The sequence below is a fragment of the Mesorhizobium sp. B2-4-13 genome, from assembly GCF_006658535.1.
Lineage (GTDB): Bacteria > Pseudomonadota > Alphaproteobacteria > Rhizobiales > Rhizobiaceae > Mesorhizobium > Mesorhizobium australicum.
In genome coordinates this window covers 714045-734247 of record NZ_VFVB01000003.1, presented here as the reverse complement: position 1 = coordinate 734247, position 20203 = coordinate 714045, and the positions used below count along the sequence as shown (strand labels likewise).

Annotated in this window: 24 protein-coding genes; 10 read left to right on the top strand and 14 right to left on the bottom strand. The window is 63.4% G+C overall.

Going from position 1 to position 20203, the window contains the following annotated elements; genetic code table 11:
• Nucleotides 1-13: 13 nt before the first annotated feature.
• Nucleotides 14-2401 carry a glycine--tRNA ligase subunit beta gene (glyS, locus tag FJ936_RS11520; protein ID WP_141906575.1) on the bottom strand — a complete coding sequence of 796 codons (2388 nt, stop codon included), beginning with the start codon at nucleotides 2399-2401 and terminating at the stop codon, nucleotides 14-16.
• 195 nt (nucleotides 2402-2596) lie between these two features.
• Here glyS and FJ936_RS30500 point away from each other — a divergent pair, with 195 nt between their 5' ends.
• Nucleotides 2597-2773, top strand: a complete 177-nt coding sequence (locus tag FJ936_RS30500) for a hypothetical protein (protein WP_181171086.1) — start codon at nucleotides 2597-2599, stop codon at nucleotides 2771-2773.
• A gap of 3 nt (nucleotides 2774-2776) precedes the next feature.
• On the opposite strand, the gene FJ936_RS11515 is transcribed toward FJ936_RS30500, so the two are convergent.
• Nucleotides 2777-3721, bottom strand: a complete 945-nt coding sequence (locus FJ936_RS11515; protein ID WP_141906574.1) for a glycine--tRNA ligase subunit alpha — start codon at nucleotides 3719-3721, stop codon at nucleotides 2777-2779.
• Between the two features lie 196 nt (nucleotides 3722-3917).
• Between FJ936_RS11515 and FJ936_RS11510 the strand changes: the two genes are divergently transcribed.
• Entirely contained in the window at nucleotides 3918-4379 is a 462-nt protein-coding gene (locus FJ936_RS11510) for a GNAT family N-acetyltransferase (protein ID WP_140788107.1), read from the top strand.
• 74 nt (nucleotides 4380-4453) lie between these two features.
• Here the strand turns inward: FJ936_RS11510 and FJ936_RS11505 are convergent, their stop codons facing one another.
• From FJ936_RS11505 to FJ936_RS11485, 5 genes are all read right to left on the bottom strand, one after another.
• Entirely contained in the window at nucleotides 4454-6229 is a 1776-nt protein-coding gene (locus tag FJ936_RS11505; RefSeq protein WP_140617320.1) for a tetratricopeptide repeat protein, read from the bottom strand.
• Between the two features lie 142 nt (nucleotides 6230-6371).
• A complete protein-coding gene (locus FJ936_RS11500) occupies nucleotides 6372-6821 on the bottom strand; it encodes a DUF1284 domain-containing protein (RefSeq protein WP_140788105.1) in 450 nt (149 codons plus the stop codon).
• Nucleotides 6818-7411 (bottom strand): biotin transporter BioY, encoded by a 594-nt coding sequence (locus FJ936_RS11495; RefSeq protein WP_140788103.1) that lies wholly within the window; start codon nucleotides 7409-7411, stop codon nucleotides 6818-6820. The genes FJ936_RS11500 and FJ936_RS11495 overlap by 4 nt, the downstream gene beginning before the upstream one ends.
• Nucleotides 7412-7518: 107 nt before the next feature.
• Nucleotides 7519-8187: a GntR family transcriptional regulator gene (locus FJ936_RS11490; protein ID WP_140788101.1), complete on the bottom strand. Its 669-nt coding sequence runs from the start codon at nucleotides 8185-8187 to the stop codon at nucleotides 7519-7521.
• 100 nt (nucleotides 8188-8287) lie between these two features.
• The gene (locus tag FJ936_RS11485) at nucleotides 8288-9304 is read right to left on the bottom strand and encodes a polyprenyl synthetase family protein (protein WP_015318844.1); all 1017 of its coding nucleotides are present in this window, start codon (nucleotides 9302-9304) and stop codon (nucleotides 8288-8290) included.
• Between the two features lie 188 nt (nucleotides 9305-9492).
• On the opposite strand from FJ936_RS11485, the gene FJ936_RS11480 reads away from it, so the two are divergent.
• From FJ936_RS11480 to moaB, 6 genes are all read left to right on the top strand, one after another.
• On the top strand, nucleotides 9493-9717 hold the full coding sequence (locus tag FJ936_RS11480) for a DUF2007 domain-containing protein (protein WP_015318845.1): 225 nt from the start codon (nucleotides 9493-9495) through the stop codon (nucleotides 9715-9717).
• Complete coding sequence (locus FJ936_RS11475) at nucleotides 9717-10517, top strand: methyltransferase (RefSeq protein ID WP_015318846.1); 801 nt, start codon at nucleotides 9717-9719, stop codon at nucleotides 10515-10517. The genes FJ936_RS11480 and FJ936_RS11475 overlap by 1 nt, the downstream gene beginning before the upstream one ends.
• 77 nt (nucleotides 10518-10594) lie before the next feature.
• Complete coding sequence (locus FJ936_RS11470; RefSeq protein ID WP_140617598.1) at nucleotides 10595-11458, top strand: S49 family peptidase; 864 nt, start codon at nucleotides 10595-10597, stop codon at nucleotides 11456-11458.
• 82 nt (nucleotides 11459-11540) lie between these two features.
• A complete protein-coding gene (locus FJ936_RS11465; RefSeq protein ID WP_015318848.1) occupies nucleotides 11541-11726 on the top strand; it encodes a membrane protein in 186 nt (61 codons plus the stop codon).
• 5 nt (nucleotides 11727-11731) lie between these two features.
• The gene (locus tag FJ936_RS11460) at nucleotides 11732-12655 is read left to right on the top strand and encodes a 4-(cytidine 5'-diphospho)-2-C-methyl-D-erythritol kinase (protein ID WP_181171090.1); all 924 of its coding nucleotides are present in this window, start codon (nucleotides 11732-11734) and stop codon (nucleotides 12653-12655) included.
• Nucleotides 12642-13196: a molybdenum cofactor biosynthesis protein B gene (gene moaB / locus FJ936_RS11455; protein ID WP_140788095.1), complete on the top strand. Its 555-nt coding sequence runs from the start codon at nucleotides 12642-12644 to the stop codon at nucleotides 13194-13196. Before FJ936_RS11460 ends, moaB begins: the two co-directional genes overlap by 14 nt.
• Before the next feature lie 28 nt (nucleotides 13197-13224).
• On the opposite strand, the gene FJ936_RS11450 is transcribed toward moaB, so the two are convergent.
• Nucleotides 13225-13752, bottom strand: a complete 528-nt coding sequence (locus tag FJ936_RS11450) for a glycosyltransferase (protein WP_140788093.1) — start codon at nucleotides 13750-13752, stop codon at nucleotides 13225-13227.
• A gap of 150 nt (nucleotides 13753-13902) precedes the next feature.
• Here FJ936_RS11450 and FJ936_RS11445 point away from each other — a divergent pair, with 150 nt between their 5' ends.
• Nucleotides 13903-15057, top strand: a complete 1155-nt coding sequence (locus FJ936_RS11445) for a PA0069 family radical SAM protein (RefSeq protein WP_041163509.1) — start codon at nucleotides 13903-13905, stop codon at nucleotides 15055-15057.
• A 152-nt stretch (nucleotides 15058-15209) separates the two neighbouring features.
• Nucleotides 15210-15905 (top strand): ribonuclease HII, encoded by a 696-nt coding sequence (locus FJ936_RS11440; RefSeq protein WP_140788092.1) that lies wholly within the window; start codon nucleotides 15210-15212, stop codon nucleotides 15903-15905.
• A gap of 129 nt (nucleotides 15906-16034) precedes the next feature.
• Here the strand turns inward: FJ936_RS11440 and FJ936_RS11435 are convergent, their stop codons facing one another.
• From FJ936_RS11435 to FJ936_RS11410, 6 genes are all read right to left on the bottom strand, one after another.
• Complete coding sequence (locus tag FJ936_RS11435; RefSeq protein ID WP_023771006.1) at nucleotides 16035-16526, bottom strand: F0F1 ATP synthase subunit B; 492 nt, start codon at nucleotides 16524-16526, stop codon at nucleotides 16035-16037.
• A 10-nt stretch (nucleotides 16527-16536) separates the two neighbouring features.
• Nucleotides 16537-17136, bottom strand: a complete 600-nt coding sequence (locus tag FJ936_RS11430) for a F0F1 ATP synthase subunit B (protein WP_140617329.1) — start codon at nucleotides 17134-17136, stop codon at nucleotides 16537-16539.
• Between the two features lie 62 nt (nucleotides 17137-17198).
• Nucleotides 17199-17423, bottom strand: a complete 225-nt coding sequence (locus FJ936_RS11425) for a F0F1 ATP synthase subunit C (RefSeq protein WP_013896722.1) — start codon at nucleotides 17421-17423, stop codon at nucleotides 17199-17201.
• Between the two features lie 66 nt (nucleotides 17424-17489).
• Nucleotides 17490-18248, bottom strand: a complete 759-nt coding sequence (locus FJ936_RS11420; RefSeq protein ID WP_015318856.1) for a F0F1 ATP synthase subunit A — start codon at nucleotides 18246-18248, stop codon at nucleotides 17490-17492.
• Nucleotides 18249-18304: 56 nt separating this feature from the next.
• The gene (locus FJ936_RS11415) at nucleotides 18305-18706 is read right to left on the bottom strand and encodes an AtpZ/AtpI family protein (protein ID WP_140724727.1); all 402 of its coding nucleotides are present in this window, start codon (nucleotides 18704-18706) and stop codon (nucleotides 18305-18307) included.
• 257 nt (nucleotides 18707-18963) lie between these two features.
• Nucleotides 18964-20145 carry a cell wall hydrolase gene (locus FJ936_RS11410; RefSeq protein ID WP_140788090.1) on the bottom strand — a complete coding sequence of 394 codons (1182 nt, stop codon included), beginning with the start codon at nucleotides 20143-20145 and terminating at the stop codon, nucleotides 18964-18966.
• Nucleotides 20146-20203 lie beyond the last annotated feature (58 nt).

Here is a 20203-nt window from a genome sequence, read left to right as displayed (position 1 = left end):
CGAAAAGTGCTTCTCAACCAGCGATTTTCGAGAAATCCGCGACCTGACCGGTAGCCGTGCGAATGCGCGCGAGCAGCGCCAGTCGGTTGGCACGCACGGACAGGTCCTCATCATTTACGAGAACATGCTCAAAGAAGGAATCAACGGGTTCACGCAACACGCTAAGCGCCAGCATGGCAGCCGAAAAGTCTTGGTTTTGAATTGCTTCGCCGGCTTGCTTCTCGGCCTGATTCACCGCGGCAAACAGCGACTTCTCCGCATCTTGCCGGAACAACGCCGGCTCAACGGTTTCGGCGACGGCCGTTTTCTTCTTCTCCTCGGCGGCCAGAATGTTGGCGGCACGCTTGGTGCCGGCGAGCAAATTCTTGCCGTCCTCGGTGTCAAGGAAAGAGCCAAGCGCCTCGACGCGGCGCACGATCTGCAGCAGGTCATCGGATTGAGGCGTGATCACCGCGTCGATGAGATCGTGCCGGGCGCCCTGGTCGCGAAGGTAGACTTTCAGGCGGTCGTGGAAGAAGGCGAGGAGGTCGCGGTGAGGGTTGGCAAAATCAAAAACCGGCCCCTTGATCTCAATGTGATACCGTGAGCCATCTTCTTCAGATTTTGAATCTTCGAACTTCCCAAGATCGAATTGCCTACGCGCAAATCTGATCGCTCTTTCCAACAACTCGCGATCGACCTGCTCCACCTGATCGTCCTCGATCGATTCGATAATGTTGTCGAAATCATCGCGGTAAAAATCATCGGAAGTCAGATCGTCAACTATAGACACTTTCGGTCGATAGCTGGGTTCTATAACCTCGTACACCGGCAATTGCAGAAGTGGATACCGAATCCCGTTCTCAATCAAAATTCTCACCACCCCGAGCGCCGCCCTTCGCAACGCGTACGGATCCTTGGATCCCGTCGGCTTCTCGTTGATTGTCCAGAAACCGACCAGCGTGTCGAGCTTGTCGGCCAGCGCCACAGCGATCGATACCGGATCGGTCGGCACACGATCGGACGGGCCCTGCGGTTTGTAATGCTCCTCGATCGCTGCGGCGACCGAGGAATGCTCGCCTTGCAGCAGCGCGTATTTGCGGCCCATGGCGCCCTGCAGCTCGGGAAATTCGCCGACGATTTCGGTAGTGAGATCGGCCTTGGCCAGAACGGCAGCGCGACCTGCAGGCAAACGATCGGCGCCAACGACCGGCGCTAATTCTTCCGCCAATCGCTTGATGCGCTCCACCCGCTCGCCCTGCGTGCCGAGCTTGGCATGGAAGGTCACATTGAGATGGTCGAGCCGCGCCATGCGCTGGTCGAGCGGCTTTTTCAGATCGAGCCCGAACTTCTCGGCCGATGCCTGGAGTTGGTCAAGGTCCGGCAAATCGCCCTGGTCGGTAGTCCAGAAATAGAGCGCATCGGACAGGCGGGCGCGCACCACCTTGCCGTTGCCGTGGGCGATCTCCTTGCCCCCGTCCTTCGCCTCGATGTTGGCGGTGAGGATGAAGCGGTTGGAAAGCGCCTCGCTTTCCCCCTGCGGCCGCGTGACAAAACACTTCTGGTTGGCGCGGATGGTCAACCGGATCACTTCCGCCGGAATGGCAAGGAAAGCCTGCTCGAACTCGCCCATCAGCACGACAGGCCACTCGACCAGCCCGGACACTTCTTCAAGCAGCCCCTCATCCTCGACCAGGTCGAGCCCGTTGGCGAAGGCGAGGTTGCGGGCGTCGGCGAGGATGATCTCCTTGCGACGGTCGGCGTCGAGCACGACCTTGCCCGCCTCCAGCTTGCCCACATAATCGTCGAAGCGGCGCACGGTGATTTCGCCGGGCGCGAGGAAACGGTGGCCGTAGGTGATGTTGCCCGAACGGATGCCGTCGATCTCGAAATCGACCACCACCGGCTCCTCGGTCTCGGGGCCGAAGGTGCACAGGATCGACTGCAGCGGGCGCACCCAGCGCAGCGAGCCCGGTTTGGCCGAGGCCGGTCCCCAGCGCATCGACTTCGGCCACGGAAAATCGCGGACGAGGTCAGGCACCAGTCCGGCGATGATCTCTTCGGCCGCCCTGCCCGGCTTCGAAATATGGGCGACGTAGAAGTCGCCCTTCTTCGGGTCGGAATGGACATGCGCCTCGGCGATCGAAGACAGGCCGGCCTTGCGCAGGAAGCCCTGGACCGCCTGTTCTGGCGCCGATGTCGACGGACCCTTGATTTCCTCGTGAATGTCTTTTGAGCGTGCGGTGAGCCCGCGTATATCGAGCGTCAGGCGCCGGGGCGTCCAATACTCACGCGCCGCCTCATAGGTGAGACCCGCCTCGACCAGACCGTCGGTCAGCATCTTCTTCAAATCGCCCGCCGCCTTGCGCTGCATGCGGGCAGGAATTTCCTCGGAACGAAGTTCAAGAAGCAGGTCAGGCATCGGGGTCAGCTCATGCGGGAGAGTGGTCCGGGCGGGGCATAGCAACTCGGCTGGCCGCTGTCACCCTTTCCAGAAATTTTGGCCACTCTGTCGGGACGAGCCGAACCCGCCCGTCCTTGGATCAAAGATTTCAATGAACCGAAAGCTGCGCTGAAGCGACCCACGCTCAGGCAGGGAACTATTGGCTGAACGACGATGAAAACGGCATCCAGACTTCTTCAGATCCTTGCGCTCAGCGCCTGCTTCACCGCGCAGGCCCACGGCGCCTTCTCGATGCCGGGCGTGCGGCAGGCGCTACGGACAATGGCTGGCCAGAGCGGCCAGGTCTTGCCGCCGATCCATGCTTCCCTCGGAATGATCGAGGACGCTTGAGGCTCAGGCCGCCAATCCACCGGCCTGCGTCTTCAAGAACGCCTCGCCGCAGGCCTTCGCCAGATTGCGCACGCGCAGGATGTAGCTCTGGCGCTCGGTGACAGAGATCACGCCACGCGCGTCCAGCAAATTGAAGACATGGCTGGCCTTGATGCACTGGTCATAGGCCGGGAAGACCATCTTGTGCATCGGCAGATTGTCGTTCGACGCCGGCGCGCCGGCGTCGAGCAGCGCCTTGCACTCGGCCTCGGCGTCCTCGAAATGCCTGAGCAGCATCGCCGTGTTGGCGTATTCGAAATTGTGGCGCGAATATTCCTGCTCGGCCTGCAGGAACACATCGCCATAGGTCACCTTGTCGGCGCCCTCGCGGCCGTTGAAGTTGAGGTCGTAGACATTGTCGACGCCCTGCACATACATGGCCAGGCGCTCCAGGCCGTAGGTGAGTTCCCCCGCCACCGGCGCGCATTCGATGCCGCAGACCTGCTGGAAATAGGTGAACTGCGACACCTCCATGCCGTCGCACCAGCATTCCCAGCCAAGCCCCCAGGCGCCCAACGTCGGGCTTTCCCAATCGTCCTCGACGAAACGTATGTCGTGCAGCAACGGGTCGACGCCGATTGCCGCCAGCGAGCCGAGATAGAGCTCCTGCAGATTGGGCGGATTGGGCTTCAGGATCACCTGGTACTGGTAGTAGTGCTGCAGCCGGTTCGGATTCTCGCCATAGCGGCCGTCCTTGGGACGGCGCGAAGGCTGGACGTAGGCGGCGTTCCAGCCCCTGGGCCCTAGCGCGCGCAGCGTCGTTGCCGGATGAAAGGTGCCGGCGCCGACCTCCATGTCATAGGGCTGGAGGATGACGCAGCCATAAGCCGCCCAGTAATTGTGCAAAGTGAGGATCAGCCCCTGGAACGAGCGGCTGGGATGCGTATGGGCTGGGATTTCAATCGTCACGGTGGCCTCGGCGACACAGGCTAGCTTGCGGCCACGTCCTAGAGACACGGCGGCGAAGCGTCAAGCAAGGCGCGCGCCCGCGACCTTTGCAGGACCGGTCGAAAGCTTTGCGAGCGGCTGGCCCATTGCCGGACGTGGCGACCTGCGCTCTCTTCGAAGCCCTGTATCACCCATGTCAACGACGACAGGTCAAGCCATGTCCAACCCCGTCACCATCCGCCCCGTCACGCGCCAGGATTTCGACCGATGGCTGCCGCTGTGGGACGGCTACAACGCTTTCTATGGCCGTTCGGGCGAGACGGCGCTGGCAAGCGACATCACGGCAATGACGTGGTCCCGCTTCTTCGACGCCTATGAGCCGGTGCATGCGCTGGTCGCGGAAAACGAAGGCGAGTTGCTTGGCCTCGTCCACTACCTGTTCCACCGCAGCACCACGGCGATCGCGCCGAACTGCTATCTGCAGGATCTTTTCACCAGCGAAGCCTCGCGCGGCAAAGGCGTCGGCCGGGCGCTGATCGAAGGCGTCTACGAGCGCGCCCAGGAGGCCGGTTCCGGCCGAGTATACTGGCTGACGCATGAAACCAATCACACGGCGATGAAGCTTTATGACAAGGTCGGCGAACGCTCTGGCTTCGTCGTCTATCGAAAGATGTTCTGAGCGCGTTCTGAGCAGACGGACATCAAAACGAAAACGGGGCTCCGAGAGCCCCGTTCGGATTCCAAAAAGGCGTTTCACCCCTTCGGGGCGGGAACCGGCTCCGGCTTGACCTTCGGGGTTTCCTGCGCCGTGTTGGACTCGATCGGCGGCAGGCCCTTCATCAGCTTCTGTTGCAAGGAGGCAAGCACGTCGGGATCCGGCTTCAGGTCGCGGGCCTGGTTCCACTGGAAGGTGGCTTCCAGCTTGCGGCCGACGCGCCAGTAGGCATCGCCGAGATGGTCGTTCAGAACCGGATCTTCCGGCTTCAGCGAGACCGCGCGTTCCATCTCGCGCACCGCGTCATCGAACCGGCCGAGGCGGAAATAAGCCCAACCCAGGGAATCGACGATGTAGCCGTCGCTCGGCTTGAGATCGACGGCCTTCTGGATCATCTCCAGGCCTTCCTTCAGGTTGGTGTTCATGTCGACCCAGGAATAGCCGAGATAGTTCAGCACCTGCGGCTGGTCTGGCTGCAATTCCAGCGCCTTGCGGAAATTCGGCTCGGCCTTCGGCCATTCCTTCAGCCGCTCATAGGCGATGCCGCGCTGGTAGAAGATGTTCCAATTGGCGGCGGTCGGTGTCTTCAGCACCTCGACGGCCTTGTCGTAGAGATTGGCGGCGGAGCGGAAATCCTCCTTCGAGGAGTAGACACCGCCGAGCGCCAGATAGGCGCGCATGTCGTTTGGATGAGCTTCGACGAAGGCCTTCAGATGCGTGATCGCCTCGTCATGGCGGTCGAGATCGGCAAGGTTGAGGCCAAGCTGCAGGTCCGAAATCTCCTTCAGCGGCGAAGAGTCGGGGATGCGCCGATAGAGCGCGATGGCGCCCTCGCCGTTCTTCAGCTGTTCGGCCACGGCGGCGAGTTGCACGAGGGCAGCGTCGCTGTCGGGCTTCAGGGCCAAGGCATATTGCAAATAGAGGCGCACGAATGGCTCGCCGCCGCCACGGTTGAGCGCGGTGGCAAGATCGAGCAGGATTTCGGAAGCACCGTCGGACGGACCGGACACGAAGGGCGCGATCTTGTCGCCCTTGCTGATCCTGTCGCGCAAGGCGACGATTTCCAGCTTGCCCGGCGAGAACGCCTCGGCCTGGTCGAGCACCGACATCGCCTTGGCCTTGTCGCCCTTGCGGGCCAGGAACGAGGCATAGGCCTGCGCATTGCGCATCCAGGTTTCAGGCGCCGCACCGCCGGCGGTGGTGTCCTGCATCGTCGCGGCATAGATAGCCTCGGCCTTTTCAGGCATACCAGACGCATCGGCGATCAGGGCGCGGTGGAAGGATTTGAACAGGCCGAACCAGTCCGGCCCCTGCAGCTTGTCGATAGAAACCATCGCTTCGCTGGCCTGGCCGGCACCTTGCTCGGCCCAGCCGGACATGACGCCGGAGATCAGCCGATCGAGATCGGATTCCAGCGACAGCTTGAGCCAGTACTGTGCCTTGGTGAAATCCTTCTTGTGGAAGGTGTCGACCGCCAGCGCCAGGCGCGAGAAGCGCTCGACATCGGGCACTTCCTTGAGCTTGTCGGCATAGACCAGCGATTCGTCGAAGCGGCCTTGAGCGATCAGCGACAGCATCAGGCTCTGCTGCAGGGCTGTGTCACCAGGATTGAAGGCCAGGGCTTGCTTGTAATAGGCGATGGCGCTGTCGAGGTCGTTGTCGCCCTCGGCGATCCTGGCAGCCAGATAGGCGCCCGAGAATGACGAGATCTTGACCGGTTCGGTGGATTGCTTGGCATAGGCCGGCAATGCCGAAATCGCCATGCCCGTCACAATTGCCAGCCTTGTCAGCCAGCGCGCACGTCCCTGCTGCATCATATCCCTTTCAGCCAGGCGCCATCTCCGCGTCAGCGGATCGACCCAGACTCGATCTTTCCAGGCAAAGCATGGCCTTTTTGGGGTCGCGCTTCAATCCGCCTGAAATTCACAATCGGGTCACCCGATTAACAAACCATGGCTAAATGGGACGGTTTTGCGCGTCAACAGGCCGCCGCAGCCGCGCATCGCGATAGCCGCCGCTTGCCACCGCGCCGCACAGCCCGCTCCATTCGCAGCCGCCGCACGCCTTGCGCACGTGGCCGGTCGAAAACGCCTGCCGCAGCCTTGTCAGGATGGCGGCATCGAGATCGACGCGGATGCCGTGCCGGATCGGCCGAGCCAGCAGCGCTTCCACGTCTTCCGCGGCCTGCCGGTCCCGTCCGGCCGCACTGTCACGCAGGCAGTGCGGTTCCGGCTCGCCAAGCAACGGAGCGCAGATGTCGTCTGGTCCGGAAACGAGGAGGATGTCCTCGCCCCGGCTCAAGCGCTCCGCGATCCCGTCATAATTGGCGGTAAAATCGGGGCTGTACCCCTTGCCCACATAGGTGAGCAGGCAAAGGAGATGGTGGGCGCGCAGCCTGACCGTCACGGCTTGGGCAAGTTCATCTTGCCGTGCGGGAGCGCCATCAGCGTCGCGGCGCCAAGCGCCGATTTCAGCAACCCGCCGACGATGAACGGCACGAAACCGAAGGTGATGGCCTTCTCGGCGCCGATCATGACGGCAAGCCAGGCTGTGCCGAGAGCCAGGCAGGCAAGATTGCCGAGCAGCATGGCGGCGAAGGCAGGCAAAACCCTGTTGCCGTTCCAGCCGCGCTCGGCCAACCAGCCGACCAGTGCGCCGGTGACAGGAAAGGCAAAGAGATAGCCACCCGTCGGGCCCACGAAATGCTGAATGCCGGCAGCGCCGCCGGCCAGGACTGGAATGCCGACAGCACCTTCGACCAGCCATGCCGCGATCGTCACCGCGCCAAGCCGCCAGCCATAGAGCGCACCGATCAGCGTCACGGCGAAGGTCTGCATGGTCACCGGAACCGGCACCATCGGAACCTCGATGTAGGAGGACAGCGCCAGCAACAGCGTGCCGAGCACGACGGCGCCGGCCTGCCAACCGAGCGATCGCTGCTGGAGACGCAGCGGGCTGAAGGACGGTCTGGCGGACGAGAATGCGAGGTTGGTCATAGGCTTCCCTTCGGTCGATCCGAAATTATAGATAATTTCTGTTTTCGATCTATTATCGAATCCACATTTCTGGAGCGATAGCAAGCCTGGGCTTGGGAAAAGATCGTTCAACCCACGATCGCGAAAGCTTCGCGCGTGGCGCCTGAGGCTGTCTTGACCGGCTTGCGGCCAATCCATTGGACATGCCGTCCCAATGTTGCCGCGGCCGATTCGGTGTTCCCCTGCCGCAAGGCGGTGAGGATCGCCCGGTGGTCCTGGTCGGTGCGCGTCTCCCACTCCGAGCGCCAGGCCGCGAACAGGAAGCGGGCGCTCGCCGCGTGCAGGTCGTCTATGGTGGCAAGCAGGCGGGGCATGCCACAGGGCGTCAGGATCAGCCGGTGAAAGGCACGATTGGCCTCTTCCCACGACCTGACGTCATGGGATTTGTCGCCGGCTTTTGTCGCCTCCTCGGCCTGGTCGAGAATGGCCGAGGTCAGATGCGGCGCGGCTTGGCGCAGTGCCAGCACTTCGAGTGCGGCTCGCATCTCGGCGACCTCCTTGACCTCGCTCAGATCGAAGGCCGCGACACGCACGCCACGGCGCGGCTCACTGACGGCAAGGCCCTGCGCCTCGAGGCGGCGAAAGGCCTCGCGCACAGGAACGTGGCTGGTATTGAATTCCTCGGCGACATGATCCTGCCGCAACCTCGCCCCCGGCTCGATCGCGCCGGAGATGATGCGATCCGCCAAAACCTTGCCGATGCGGACGGCGATGGTGTCGTCAGTGCCCTTAGCCATGGTTTATAGATAATTTGCGGTGGTGCGGCTTGTCGATACGGCAGGGCGAATTCACAGGCGTCTTTTCACTGACGGCCCCCGGCAGGAAGCCGTCAGGCGCTCAGTTCACGCGGCTGATGCAGAAGTCGATGACGTCGATCAGCGCCGATTTCTGCGGCGTCTCTTCCAGCGGCGCCAGCGCGTCGCGGGCGATCTCGCCGAAATGGCGGGCGCGCCCGATCGTATCGGCAATGGCGCCGTGGCGGGTCATGAGGCCGATCGCCTTTTCCAGCCCGGCGTCGTCGGTGACATTGTCCTCGATGGCGCGCTTCCAGAAGGTGCGTTCGGCCTTGCTGCCGCGCCGGTAGGCGAGGATGACCGGCAAGGTCACCTTGCCCTCGCGGAAATCGTCGCCGACATTCTTGCCCAGATCCTTGCTGGTGCCGCCATAGTCCAGCGCATCATCGATCAGCTGGAAGGCAAGGCCGAGATTCATGCCGTAGGAACGCAGCGCCGCACGGTCGTTGCGGGTTGCCTGGGCGATGACCGGGCCAACCTCGGCGGCGGCCGAAAACAGCGCGGCGGTCTTGGCCTTGATGACGGCGAAATGCTCGTCCTCGGTGGTTTCGAGGTTCTTGGCGGCGGCCAGCTGCATGACCTCGCCCTCGGCGATAATCGAGGCTGCGCTGGACAGGATGTCGAGCGCTTCGAGCGAGCCGACATCGACCATCATGCGGAAGGCCTGGCCGAGCAGGAAGTCGCCGACCAGCACGCTGGCCTGGTTGCCCCAGATCATGCGGGCGGTCTTCTTGCCGCGCCGCATGCCGCTTTCATCGACCACGTCGTCATGCAGAAGCGTGGCCGTATGCATGAATTCGACCGAAGTGGCGAGCTTGACGTGGCCCTCGCCGGCATAGCCGAACATCTGCGCCGCAGCCAGCGTCAGCATTGGCCTGAGCCGCTTGCCGCCGGACGAGATCAGGTGATTGGCGACCTCGGGGATCATCTCGACGTCGGAGCCGGCCTTGGACAGGATCAGCTCGTTGACACGTCCCATATCGGCAGCAGTCAGATCGATGAGATCCTTGATGGAGGCGGGCTCCCGCTTCCCGTTTTCGATGTTGAGAACGACACCCACGACAATCACTCCCGTCTTGGTATAACGCGTGCGACGGCACCCTTAGTCCCGACAAGACTCTAGGGCCGCTGGCACGGCCACGGCAAGTGGCGAATTGGCGCGGCGGCGGCGACAGCGTGTCAACGCCGGGAAATGCGGGAATGCGGCCGCACGTTTACATGCACGCCGCAACCTGCGAGTTTCTTGCGATGATAGAGCTCATCCGCACCAACGACGCCGTCATCATCTCCTTTGTCGAATCGCTGATGCGCGATGCCGGGATCGGCTGCTTCGTCGCCGACCAGAACATGAGCGTGCTCGACGGCTCGCTTGGTATCCTGCCGCGACGCGTCATGGTCGATGCCGACCAGGCCGACGCCGCGCGCCGCATCCTGACCGATGCCGGCATCGCCAACGAGATCCGGGGGAAATAATGTCGGCCGCGCCAGCCGCCCTTGTCCCGGATACGCCGGCCCACACGGTCGATGCGTTCCACCGCGGCCGGTTCTGGCTCGTGCAGCCCAAGCATGGCGGCCATCGCGCCGGGATGGATGCAATGATGCTGGCCGCATCCGTACCATCCTCGTTTGGCGGCCGGCTCGCCGATTTCGGGGCCGGCGCCGGTGCTGCCGGTCTTGCGGTGCTGTCGCGCTGTCCGGGTGCCCAGGCTGTGCTGGTCGAACGGGCGCCTGAGATGGCGGCCTTCGCGGCAGCCACGCTTGCCCATCCGGGCAACGCGCACCTCAGCGATCGCGCTGCCGTGCTCGTCGCCGATGTCACCGTGTCGGGCCGCGCCCGGGCCGCCACCGGCCTTGCCGACAATGATTTCGACTTCGTCATCATGAACCCGCCTTTCAACGCCGCCCGGGACCGCGCCACTCCCGAGCCGCTAAGAAAGGAAGCGCATGTCATGGAGGACGGACTGTTCGAAAGCTGGATCCGCAGTGCGGCGGCGGTTGTCAGGCCGCGCGGCGGGCTTGCCGTCATCGCCCGGCCCGAACAGCTCGGCGCCATTCTCGACGCGATTTCAGGCCGCTTCGGCGAAGCCGAGATGCTCGCCGTGCACCCTCGCCCGGACGCGGCCGCAATCCGCATTATCGTGCGGGCAGCACTTGGGGCACGAGGAAAGCTCGCCATCCGTCCGCCCCTGATGCTTCACGCGCGATCGGGCAACGGCCCCGACGAGCGCAGCGAAATGATCACCAACGGGCTCGCCTCGCTGTTCGGAGACTGAGCTGTTGGCGGCCTACACATTGCCGTTGGCCGGGAAATCCCTACATGCCTGCAACCATCGCCGGAGACCACGCCATCGTGAAACGTCTTTTCAACCGCCTGCTGCCGAAGTCCTGGCGCTCCTCCGTCGTCACCGTTCCGGTCATCCGACTGCACGGCACCATCATGGCCGGCGGAGGCCAGTTCCGGCCGAGCCTGTCGCTTGCTTCCACCGCCGGACTGATCGAAAAGGCGTTTTCCTTCGAGGCGCCGGCGGTCGCGATCTCGATCAATTCGCCGGGCGGCTCGCCGGTGCAGTCACGGCTGATCTTCAAGCGCATCCGCGACCTTGCGGTCGAGAAGAATAAAAAGGTCCTGGTCTTCGTCGAGGATGTCGCGGCGTCCGGCGGCTACATGATCGCGGTCGCCGGCGACGAGATCTTCGCCGATCCCTCCTCCATCGTCGGCTCGATCGGCGTGGTGTCGGCCTCGTTCGGTTTCCCGGAACTGATGAAGAAGATCGGCGTCGAGCGCCGTGTCCACACCGCCGGCCAGAACAAGGCGGTGCTCGATCCGTTCAAGCCCGAGAAGAAGGAAGACGTCGAGCGGCTCAAGGTGCTGCAGCTCGAAGTGCACGAGACCTTCATCGATCTGGTCAAGGAGCGCCGCGGTACGAAGCTGGCGGACGATCCGGACCTGTTCACCGGTCTGTTCTGGACCGGCAAGCGAGGCCTGGAGCTCGGCCTCGTCGATGCGCTGGGCGACATGCGCACGGTGCTGAAGACCCGCTTCGGGCCGAAGACCCAGCTCAGGCTGGTGGCGGCGCCGCGCGGTTTGTTCGGCCGCTTTGGCCTGTTCGGCTCGAGCAAGGGCTTTTCGGCACCCGATATCGCCGCAGTTGCCGCCAGCGGCGTCATCGATGCGGCGGAAGAGCGCGCATCGTGGGCGCGCTTCGGGCTTTGAAAAAGCCATGAAAGCGTCTAGCATGGTTGCCCGAAAGACCCGACCGGCCGGTCTTACCGGCCCAGCGTGGTAGGAGTTTGACATGCCGCAGCTCATTTTTTTCGCCGTCGTCGGCGTCGCCGCCTATTTCGGTTACCGCACCTTCGTGCGCGAGGCTGAACGCGTGACGGCCAAGGTGCGGCGCACCGAAAAACAGGCGGCCAACGGCGCGATGGGAACGCTGGTCAAGGATCCGCAGACCGGCGAATACCGGCTGGCCAAGGACTGACCCTCATTTCACTCGCAATCGAGACTGCGGAATCCGGTCAGCGTGTCCGGACATGGGCCGCACCCGCCAAGATAAACCTAGCTTTGCACGTCACCGGCAGGCGCGCCGACGGCTATCATCTCATCGAAAGCCTGGCTGTGTTCACGCGCTTTGGCGACAGGATCGAGATCGCGCCGGCCGACGCCGATGAGTTCAGCGTGTCCGGCCGATATGCGGCGGACGTACCGCTCGATGGCGGCAATCTTGTGCTGAAGGGCCGCGACGCCCTGCGGCAGGCCGCCGGCGTTCGGAGCACGCCGCCGGTAAGCATCAGGCTCGAAAAGAACCTTCCGGTCGCATCCGGCGTGGGCGGAGGATCGAGCGACGCGGCGGCCGTGCTGCGCGGGCTGACCGCGAGCTGGGGGCTGGAGCTCGACAGCGCCGAACTGGCGCGGATCGGTCTTTCGCTTGGCGCCGATGTGCCGATGTGCCTGGCGGCAAAGCCGCTGGTCGCGCGCGGCATTGGTGAGGAACTGTCGATGGTGCCGGATTTTTCAGCACTGGGTCTCGTGCTGGTCAATCCGGGTGTGCCGGTCTCGACGGCGGAAATCTTCGCCGCACTTTCGCATCGCGATAATGAGCCGCTGCCGCCGCTGCCGCGCAGTATCGAGTTTCACAGCCTGCGCAACTGGCTGGAAATCACCCGCAACGATCTCGAGCGGCCAGCCCTTGCGATGCAGCCCGCCATCGGCAGGGCGCTTTCGTGGCTTGATAAGGCCGGATCGGGCTTTTCACGAATGTCCGGATCGGGCGCGACGTGCTTCGGCCTGTTCGAGACCGGCAATGTCGCCAAGCGCGCTGCGGCCGAGATCCGCGGCCGCCAGCCCGACTGGTTCGTCGCGGCAACGCGCAGCATGGCGTCGGAGGCTGGGCGAGATGGCCAGAATTGACGAGAGCCGTGCCTTCATTCCGGTGCGCATCGCGGTGCTGACTGTTTCCGACACACGCAGCCTGGCCGACGACAAATCCGGGCAGACACTGGCCGATCGCATTACCAAGGCCGGCCACATCGTGGCCGCCCGCGATATCGTCACCGACGACCGCGAAAAAATCCGCGACACCGTTCTGGCGTGGTCGCGGGACAAGGCCGTCGACGTCGTGATCACCACTGGCGGAACCGGTTTTACCGGACGCGATGTGACGCCCGAGGCGCTGGAGCCGATCTTCGAAAAGCGCATGGACGGCTTTTCGGAAGTGTTCCACCGCATTTCCTATGACAAGATCGGCACCTCGACGATCCAGAGCCGGGCGACCGGCGGTGTCGTCAACGCCACTTTCGTCTTCGTGCTGCCGGGCTCGCCCGGCGCCTGCAAGGACGCCTGGGACGGTATCCTCGAGCCACAGCTCGATTACCGGCACATGCCCTGTAACTTCGTCGAGATCATGCCGCGCCTGGACGAGCATCTGCGGCGCGGCAAATCGGCTTCGTAAGCAACGCCACGCAGAGCCGTTGCAAAAATCACCCCCGAGAGCGGTGCTGCTGCTTCGGCTGCGCTGGCCAGATTTCGGCGTCGAGCCGCCTGGTCGCCAGCCCGCGCGCTAAGGCCTCGGCGGTGCCGGCGTTCTTGGACAGAGATGCCGCCTGTCGCTTGCTGATCACCAGTCCGTCGGCGAGCGCGCGGTTTGCCGAAAAGACCCGGGCCAGGAACGGTGGACGGCTGCCCCGCGCCCGCGAGAACCGGGCCGCTATTGTCTGCCTGGCCGTATGGGCGACGACGGCGTCGATCCAGCCCTCCACCAGCCTCGCACCCGGTTCGAGAAACAGCAGCCAGTCACCCTTGGCCTGGCGGATGCCGGCGGCGATGCCGCCGCTCCCCACATAGTGGCAGCCGGCATGCTCGGCGACGCGATGCGTCTGGTCGCTGGAGCCCGTGTCGCAGACGACAACCTCGCGCACCACGCCCTCGACCGCGCCGCCAATCAGCGTCGCCAGCGTACGGGCGAGCCCCTCCTCGTCATTGTGCGTTTCGATCAGAACACTGAGCATGGTTAGCCGAATAGCGGAAAGCGTTGGTCGGCGCCAGTTTTTGCAGCGCACCATAGAAAGTTCTTGATTTGTTCTCATCGAGAAAATAGGAATAATTTCATGAACAGAGCGATTCGACACAACATGGACAGTCCCTGGGAGCGGGCGAAGATGGAACCGATCATGCGAGCCGACATTGCAGCCTTCGGAGCAGGACGAGCCGAAATGGCCAATGCAATGATCGAGCAGAGCGGCATGCGGGTCCGTCCGGACCGCAACCGCGGCCGGTCGGCAGGCATCAATCCGTCCGGTCGGTTCGAACCTGTCAGCCGGCATGTCTTCGACGATGGCTGGAGTTCGCTGGAGGAACTTCCTCCCTTCAAGACCGAGGTGCAGGTGGAAAAGCCGCGCACCATCATCACCCGCAACGAATCGCCCGACATCTCCTTCGACCGGTCGATCAATCCCTATCGCGGCTGCGAACACGGTTGCGTCTATTGCTTCGCGCGGCCGACACACTCGTTCATGGGCCTGTCGCCGGGCCTGGACTTCGAATCCAAGCTGTTCGCCAAGCCCGACGCGGCACGCCTGCTCGACAAGGAATTGTCAAAGGATGGCTACCAGCCGCGCACCATCGCCATCGGCACCAATACCGATCCCTACCAGCCGATCGAGAAGCAGTACCGGATCATGCGCGAAATCCTCGAAGTGCTGGAGGCGCGCGGCCACCCGGTCGGCATCGTCACCAAGTCAGCCCTGGTCGTGCGCGACATCGACATTCTGTCGCGCATGGCGGAGCGGGGCTTAGCCAAGGTGGCGCTGTCGGTGACGACGCTTGACCGCATGCTGGCCAGGACGATGGAACCTCGGGCATCGACGCCGACCAAGCGGCTGGAGGCGATCAGGCAGCTTTCGGATGCCGGTATCCCCGCTTCGGTGATGGTGGCGCCGATCATTCCGGGCCTGACCGACCAGGAGATGGAACGCATCCTCGACTCGGCGCACCATGCCGGGGCGCGCGAAGCCGGCTATGTGGTGCTGCGCCTGCCGCTGGAGGTCAGCCCGATCTTCAAGGACTGGCTGCTGCGCCACTATCCCGACCGCTACCGCCACGTCATGTCGCTGGTCCGTTCGATGCGCGACGGCAAGGACTACGATTCGGAATGGGGCAAGCGCATGAAGGGCGCCGGACCCTATGCTTGGCAGATCGGCCGGCGCTTCGAAATCACCGCCAAGCGGCTCGGCCTCAATGCCGAGCGGCGTACGCTGCGGACCGACCAGTTCGTCGCTGCCGGCAAGGACCAGGAGCAGTTGATGCTGCTCTGAACCGAAAATCGCCTCGGCTGTTCATTGCCGCCGTGGCAAAGAAATCCCGTCCGGCCTGCCCCGGCCTGCAGACGGTGCCCTCCCGGTCCGGCGCCCCACCCGACCCGGAGGGACTTGCGGAGAATCGGAGCCGATGCGAACCTCGCCGCAACATGGCTCGCGCGCGTTCTGATTCTCCGCCTCTCTTCGAAATCGTCGAGAAACCCGATTTCTCCTTCGAGACGAAGGCGATGGCCGATGGTTTGTGGCCGGTCGCGGGGATGGACGAAGCCGGCCGCGGCCCGCTCGCGGGCCCCGTGGTCGCGGCGGCAGTGGTGCTCGACCCCGCCAATATTCCCGAGGGTCTCGACGATTCCAAGCGGCTTAGCCACCTGCAGCGCGAAGCGCTGTTCCTGCACATCATCGGCTCCGCTCTCGGCGTCTCGATGGCGTCGATCAGCGCCGAGGGCATCGATGGCAGCAACATCCTCAAGGCGAGCCTCGAAGCGATGCGCCGCGCACTGGTCGGGCTGCCGGTGCAGGCTAAGCTCGCGCTCGCCGATGGGCGCGACGTGCCGCCGGGATTGCCCTGCGAGGGGCGCGCGCTGATCAAGGGCGACCAGCGCTCCCAATCGATCGCCGCAGCCTCGATCGTCGCCAAGGTCATGCGCGACCGCATGATGCGCGGCTGCGGCAACCATCACGACCGCTACGGCTTCGAAGTCCATATGGGCTACGCCACGGTCCGGCACCGCACGGCGATCGAGGCGCATGGGCCAGTGGCTCGGCTGCATCGCACCTCGTTTGCGCCGTTCCGGCTGGGCGGGACGGATCTGGTTGAGGAGGAGAGCTTGGCCGGGCTGGAGTAAGGCGACGGCAGCGGCAATTCCGATCTTCCCCACGAGAGCGGAGATTGGCCGCTTTGACCCGCCGCTTTCTCCCAAACAAAAAAGCCGCCAGGTTGCCCGGGCGGCTTCATGTCAGCGACTGAAGAACGCTCAGTTCAGCTTGGCCTTCACATCCTGCAGCGCGGACCTGAACAGGTCGGCTCCGGCCTTGGCGTCAACCTTAGCGGCGAGCAATGCGCGTGCCGCCTCGACGGCTATGTCGACGGCGCTGGCGCGCACTTCGGCAACCGCGTCACGCTCGGCTTGGCCGATCTTCTGCTCGGCAAGCGCGGTGCGCCTGGCAACGTAATCCTCGGTCTTCTTGTGGGCGTCGGCAGCCAGCAGTTCGGCCTCGCGCTTGGCGGCCGCTACAATGTCGGCGGCCTCCTGCTCGGCTTCCTTGCGCTTCTTCTTGTATTGGCCAAGCAGTTGCTGGGCTTCGTCGCGCAGCTTGCGGGCCTCGTCCAGTTCACTGCTGATCCTGGCCGCGCGGGCGTCCAGCGCCTTGGCGATCATGCCGGGCACCTTGATGTAGACGGCGATGGCCAGGAAGATGATCAGGGCAATCGTGGCCCAGAGCGTTGCGAGAGATGTAGCGTCCATGATGCGCTCCTCACCGGGCCACGGATTTGACCGCGGCCGCGATCTCGGCCTTGCTGGCCTTGCCGCCAACGAGTGCCTCGACGATCGCCGAAGCGGTATCCTCGGCGATGCTGCCGACTTCTTTCATGGCATTGGCCTTGATGGAAGAAATGCGTGCCTCGGCCTCGCCAAGCTTCTCATCGAGCGCGGCCTCGATCTTCTTGCGCGCGGTGTCGGCTTCCGCCTTCGCCGCATCGCTGGCCTGCTGGCCGATCGAGTTCGCGTTCTTCTTGGCTTCCGCCAGTTCCTGTTCGTAAGCGGCAACGGCGGCGTCGGCCTCGCCCTTCAACTTGGCCGCCTGGTCGAGATCCTGGCTGATGCGGTCGTTGCGGACATCGATGATGCCGCCGACGCGCGGCATCACGACCCGCTTCAGGAACAGGTAGAACAGCCCGAACGTGATCGCCAGCCACAGAAGCTGCGACGGAAACGTCTCCGGATTGAATGGCGGAAACGTGCCGTGCGCTTCGGCAGGCACGCTGGTGCCGGAATGCGTGTCGCCTCCGGTCGCAGCGTGGCTGGTGTCGGCTGATGGCGCGGACTCTTGCGCGAAGGCAGATGTCACGAACATGGACTATCCCCAGATATCAGGCCCGCCGCTTGCGCGGCCGGCCTGTCCAATCTTCTCAATACTCAGCCGAACAGGGCCAGCAGCGCAATGAGAAGCGAGAAGATGCCCAGAGCTTCGGTCACGGCGAAGCCGAAAATCAGGCGGCCGAACTGGCCGTCGGCGGCCGACGGATTGCGCAGCGCGCCCGAGAGGTAGCTGCCGAAGATGTTGCCCAGGCCAATGCCCGCGCCACCCATGCCCAGGCAAGCGATGCCGGCGCCGATGTACTTTGCTGCTTCTGCGTCCATTTGTTCAACTCCTTTGGATCTGAAAATTTCGTTGCTATTCCATCCGGCGTCGTGCCGGAAACCTGATTAGTGCGAAGGATGGAGGGCGTCGTTGAGATACATGCAGGTCAGCACCGCAAAGACATAGGCCTGCAACAGCGCCACCAGCAATTCGAGCGCCGTCAACGCCACCGCCATGGCCAGCGGCAGGATCGAACCCGCAATGCCGAGCGCACCCAGCGCACTGAGGCTGACCACAAATCCCGAAAAAACCTTCAGCGTGATGTGGCCGGCGAGCATGTTTGCGAACAGACGAACCGAGAGGCTGACCGGGCGCGACACGAAGGAAATCACCTCGATCGGAACGACAAGCACCATCATCAGGAGGGGCACGCCCTTCGGCACGAACAGCTTCAGGAAGCCAAGGCCATGCTTCATGAATCCATAGACGATCACGGTGCCAATCACCATGATGGCCAAACCGAAGGTGACGATGATGTGGCTGGTGATGGTGAAGAAATACGGGAACAGGCCGAGCAGATTGGCGACCAGCACGAACATGAACAGCGAGAACACGAAGGGGAAGAATTTCATGCCCTGCGTGCCGGCGGCATCGCGCAGCATGTTGCCGACGAACTCATAGGCCATTTCGGAGACCGACTGCAGCCGGCCGGGGACCAGGCTGCGGCTCGACGTCGTCAGGAACAGGAAGGCCGCGGCAATGACCACGGTCGCGACCATGAACAGCGCGGAATTGGTGAAGGACAGATCATAGCCGCCGATCTCGATCGGAACCAGCTTGATGATATGGAACTGGTGGATCGGATCGACCTTGTCAGCTGCCACGTTCAAACCCCGTCAATGCCGCGCACGGCTAAATTACCATTGCCGCGCCAGGGCGGCTATTTGCTGTCGCCTCGGTCAGGACGCGATTTATCGCCCTGTCCGAATTCCGCCACAACGCCAGCTGAACGCATGACATTGAGCACGCCGGCGCCAAAACCAAGCAGCAGGAAAATGATCAGACCCCACGGCGATGTCCCCGCCATACGGTCGATGATCCAGCCGATGCCGGCGCCTACCACCACCCCGGCGATAAACTCGCTGGATAGCTTGATCGCCTGACCGTATCCGGTCACTGGTTTCGCGTCGTCTTTCCCCTCGAGCCGGTTCGGCAGCCTTGTCGCAAGCGATGCTCCAAGTTCACGCCGACGTCGCTCAAGATCGTCGTCGCGGATTTCGGGGTCATGCTGCTTGCCGCGGCCGGTTTCTCCGGTTCCGTCTGGCCTGTTTTTCTCGGCCATCGCAACCCCCCTGCCCGGGCAGACCGTCACCGTCCGTCCGCTTCTAAAGTCGCCGGCAACATAGTTAGAGGGTTTGCGCCCGTCAAGCCACGGAGGGAAGTTCCGCGCTGTGTATTTTAGCTAGTAAAATCAAACGGTTAGAAAGGTGCGACATCGTGCCCTTTGCGATCGGCGGGATGCGCCGCGCGAATCCCCCCGACAATGTCTCTCCGATCGACCGTGCGACCGTGCGAAAAGACGGGCGGGCGGCGGACCGTTCAGCTCCAGCCACCACCATAGGTCCGGTAGAAGATATGCAGGCCGATCTTGGTCATCTTCTGCATCGTGCGCGCCCAGCCGGGATGGACGTAATTGGCATAGTAGTGGGTCGACGATCCCACTTCCGGAATGAAGATCTTGCCAGCGGTGACGGCCATGCCGACATCCTGAGCGGTCTTGTAGGCGACCGGATTGTCGATGCGCTTCTTCCTGCCGTCGCAGGCGAAGGAGAACTGGCAGCGGTTGAACCAGCTGTCGTTCTGGTAGACGACGCCGCAGATCGAATTGGGATAGGCGGGGTTGCGGACCCGGTTGAGGATCACCTGGGCGACGGCGGCCTGACCGCGCACGGCTTCGCCGCGGGCCTCGAAATAAATGCCGTTGGCCAGGCACTTCTGCTCCGGCTTGGAGAAGACGCTGGCCGGAAGCGGATTCTGGATCCATGAATGGTCGCCCTTGGCCATCGGCGGAATGAAGCGGCCGCTGTTGGGCTCTTCATCCTGAAGCAGGGCTTCAAAGGGCGAGGCCTTGGCATAGTCCGGCGCGGATTGCGCATAGGCGGTCGCCAGCACATCGGGATGGTCGTTGTTGACCAGGGCCGCAAGCATGGCCGGCACGCCGGGATCCGGCTTCTTGTCCTCACGCGCATGGAATGCCGCGGCGATCTGGATTTCCTTGCCTTTGATCCGCGGCTTGGCGAAGGCCATTTTCAGATCGCCGTCCATGCTCGGCCGCATCAGCGAGGAGGTCCGCTGGAAGATCGAGCCGGCATTGAAGTTCTTCGGTGGCGCCACGGGAGAGACCTGGACGATGCGGCCCTTCTTGTCGGCGCGCACGACGCGATCCTCGTCGGGCGACCCGCTGACCTTGCCGCCCTTGCCGCGAAACGAGACGGCGCCGACACCGGGAAGGCGAACGCCGGAACCCGAGATCGAGCTGGTGACGTCGGAATCGACGAACGGCATCTCGGCGGCGTGGACCGAACCGGCGACGGATTTCTCGACATAGGAATTCCAGCGCGTGGTCGGCGATTCAAGGCCGGAAACGAGGCTGGTCATGTCCTGGTAGGCAGCGACGGTCGGAAAGCCGATCCAGATACCAAGACCGATGATGAACGGAGACACAAGGCTGCGTTTCTCACCGGCGGCGGCCATCAGCCGCTTCAACACACGTCGATGCACGGAACTCTCTCCAGGAACGCAACTGACCCCACTGAAGAGCAAAATGATGCATTAACCT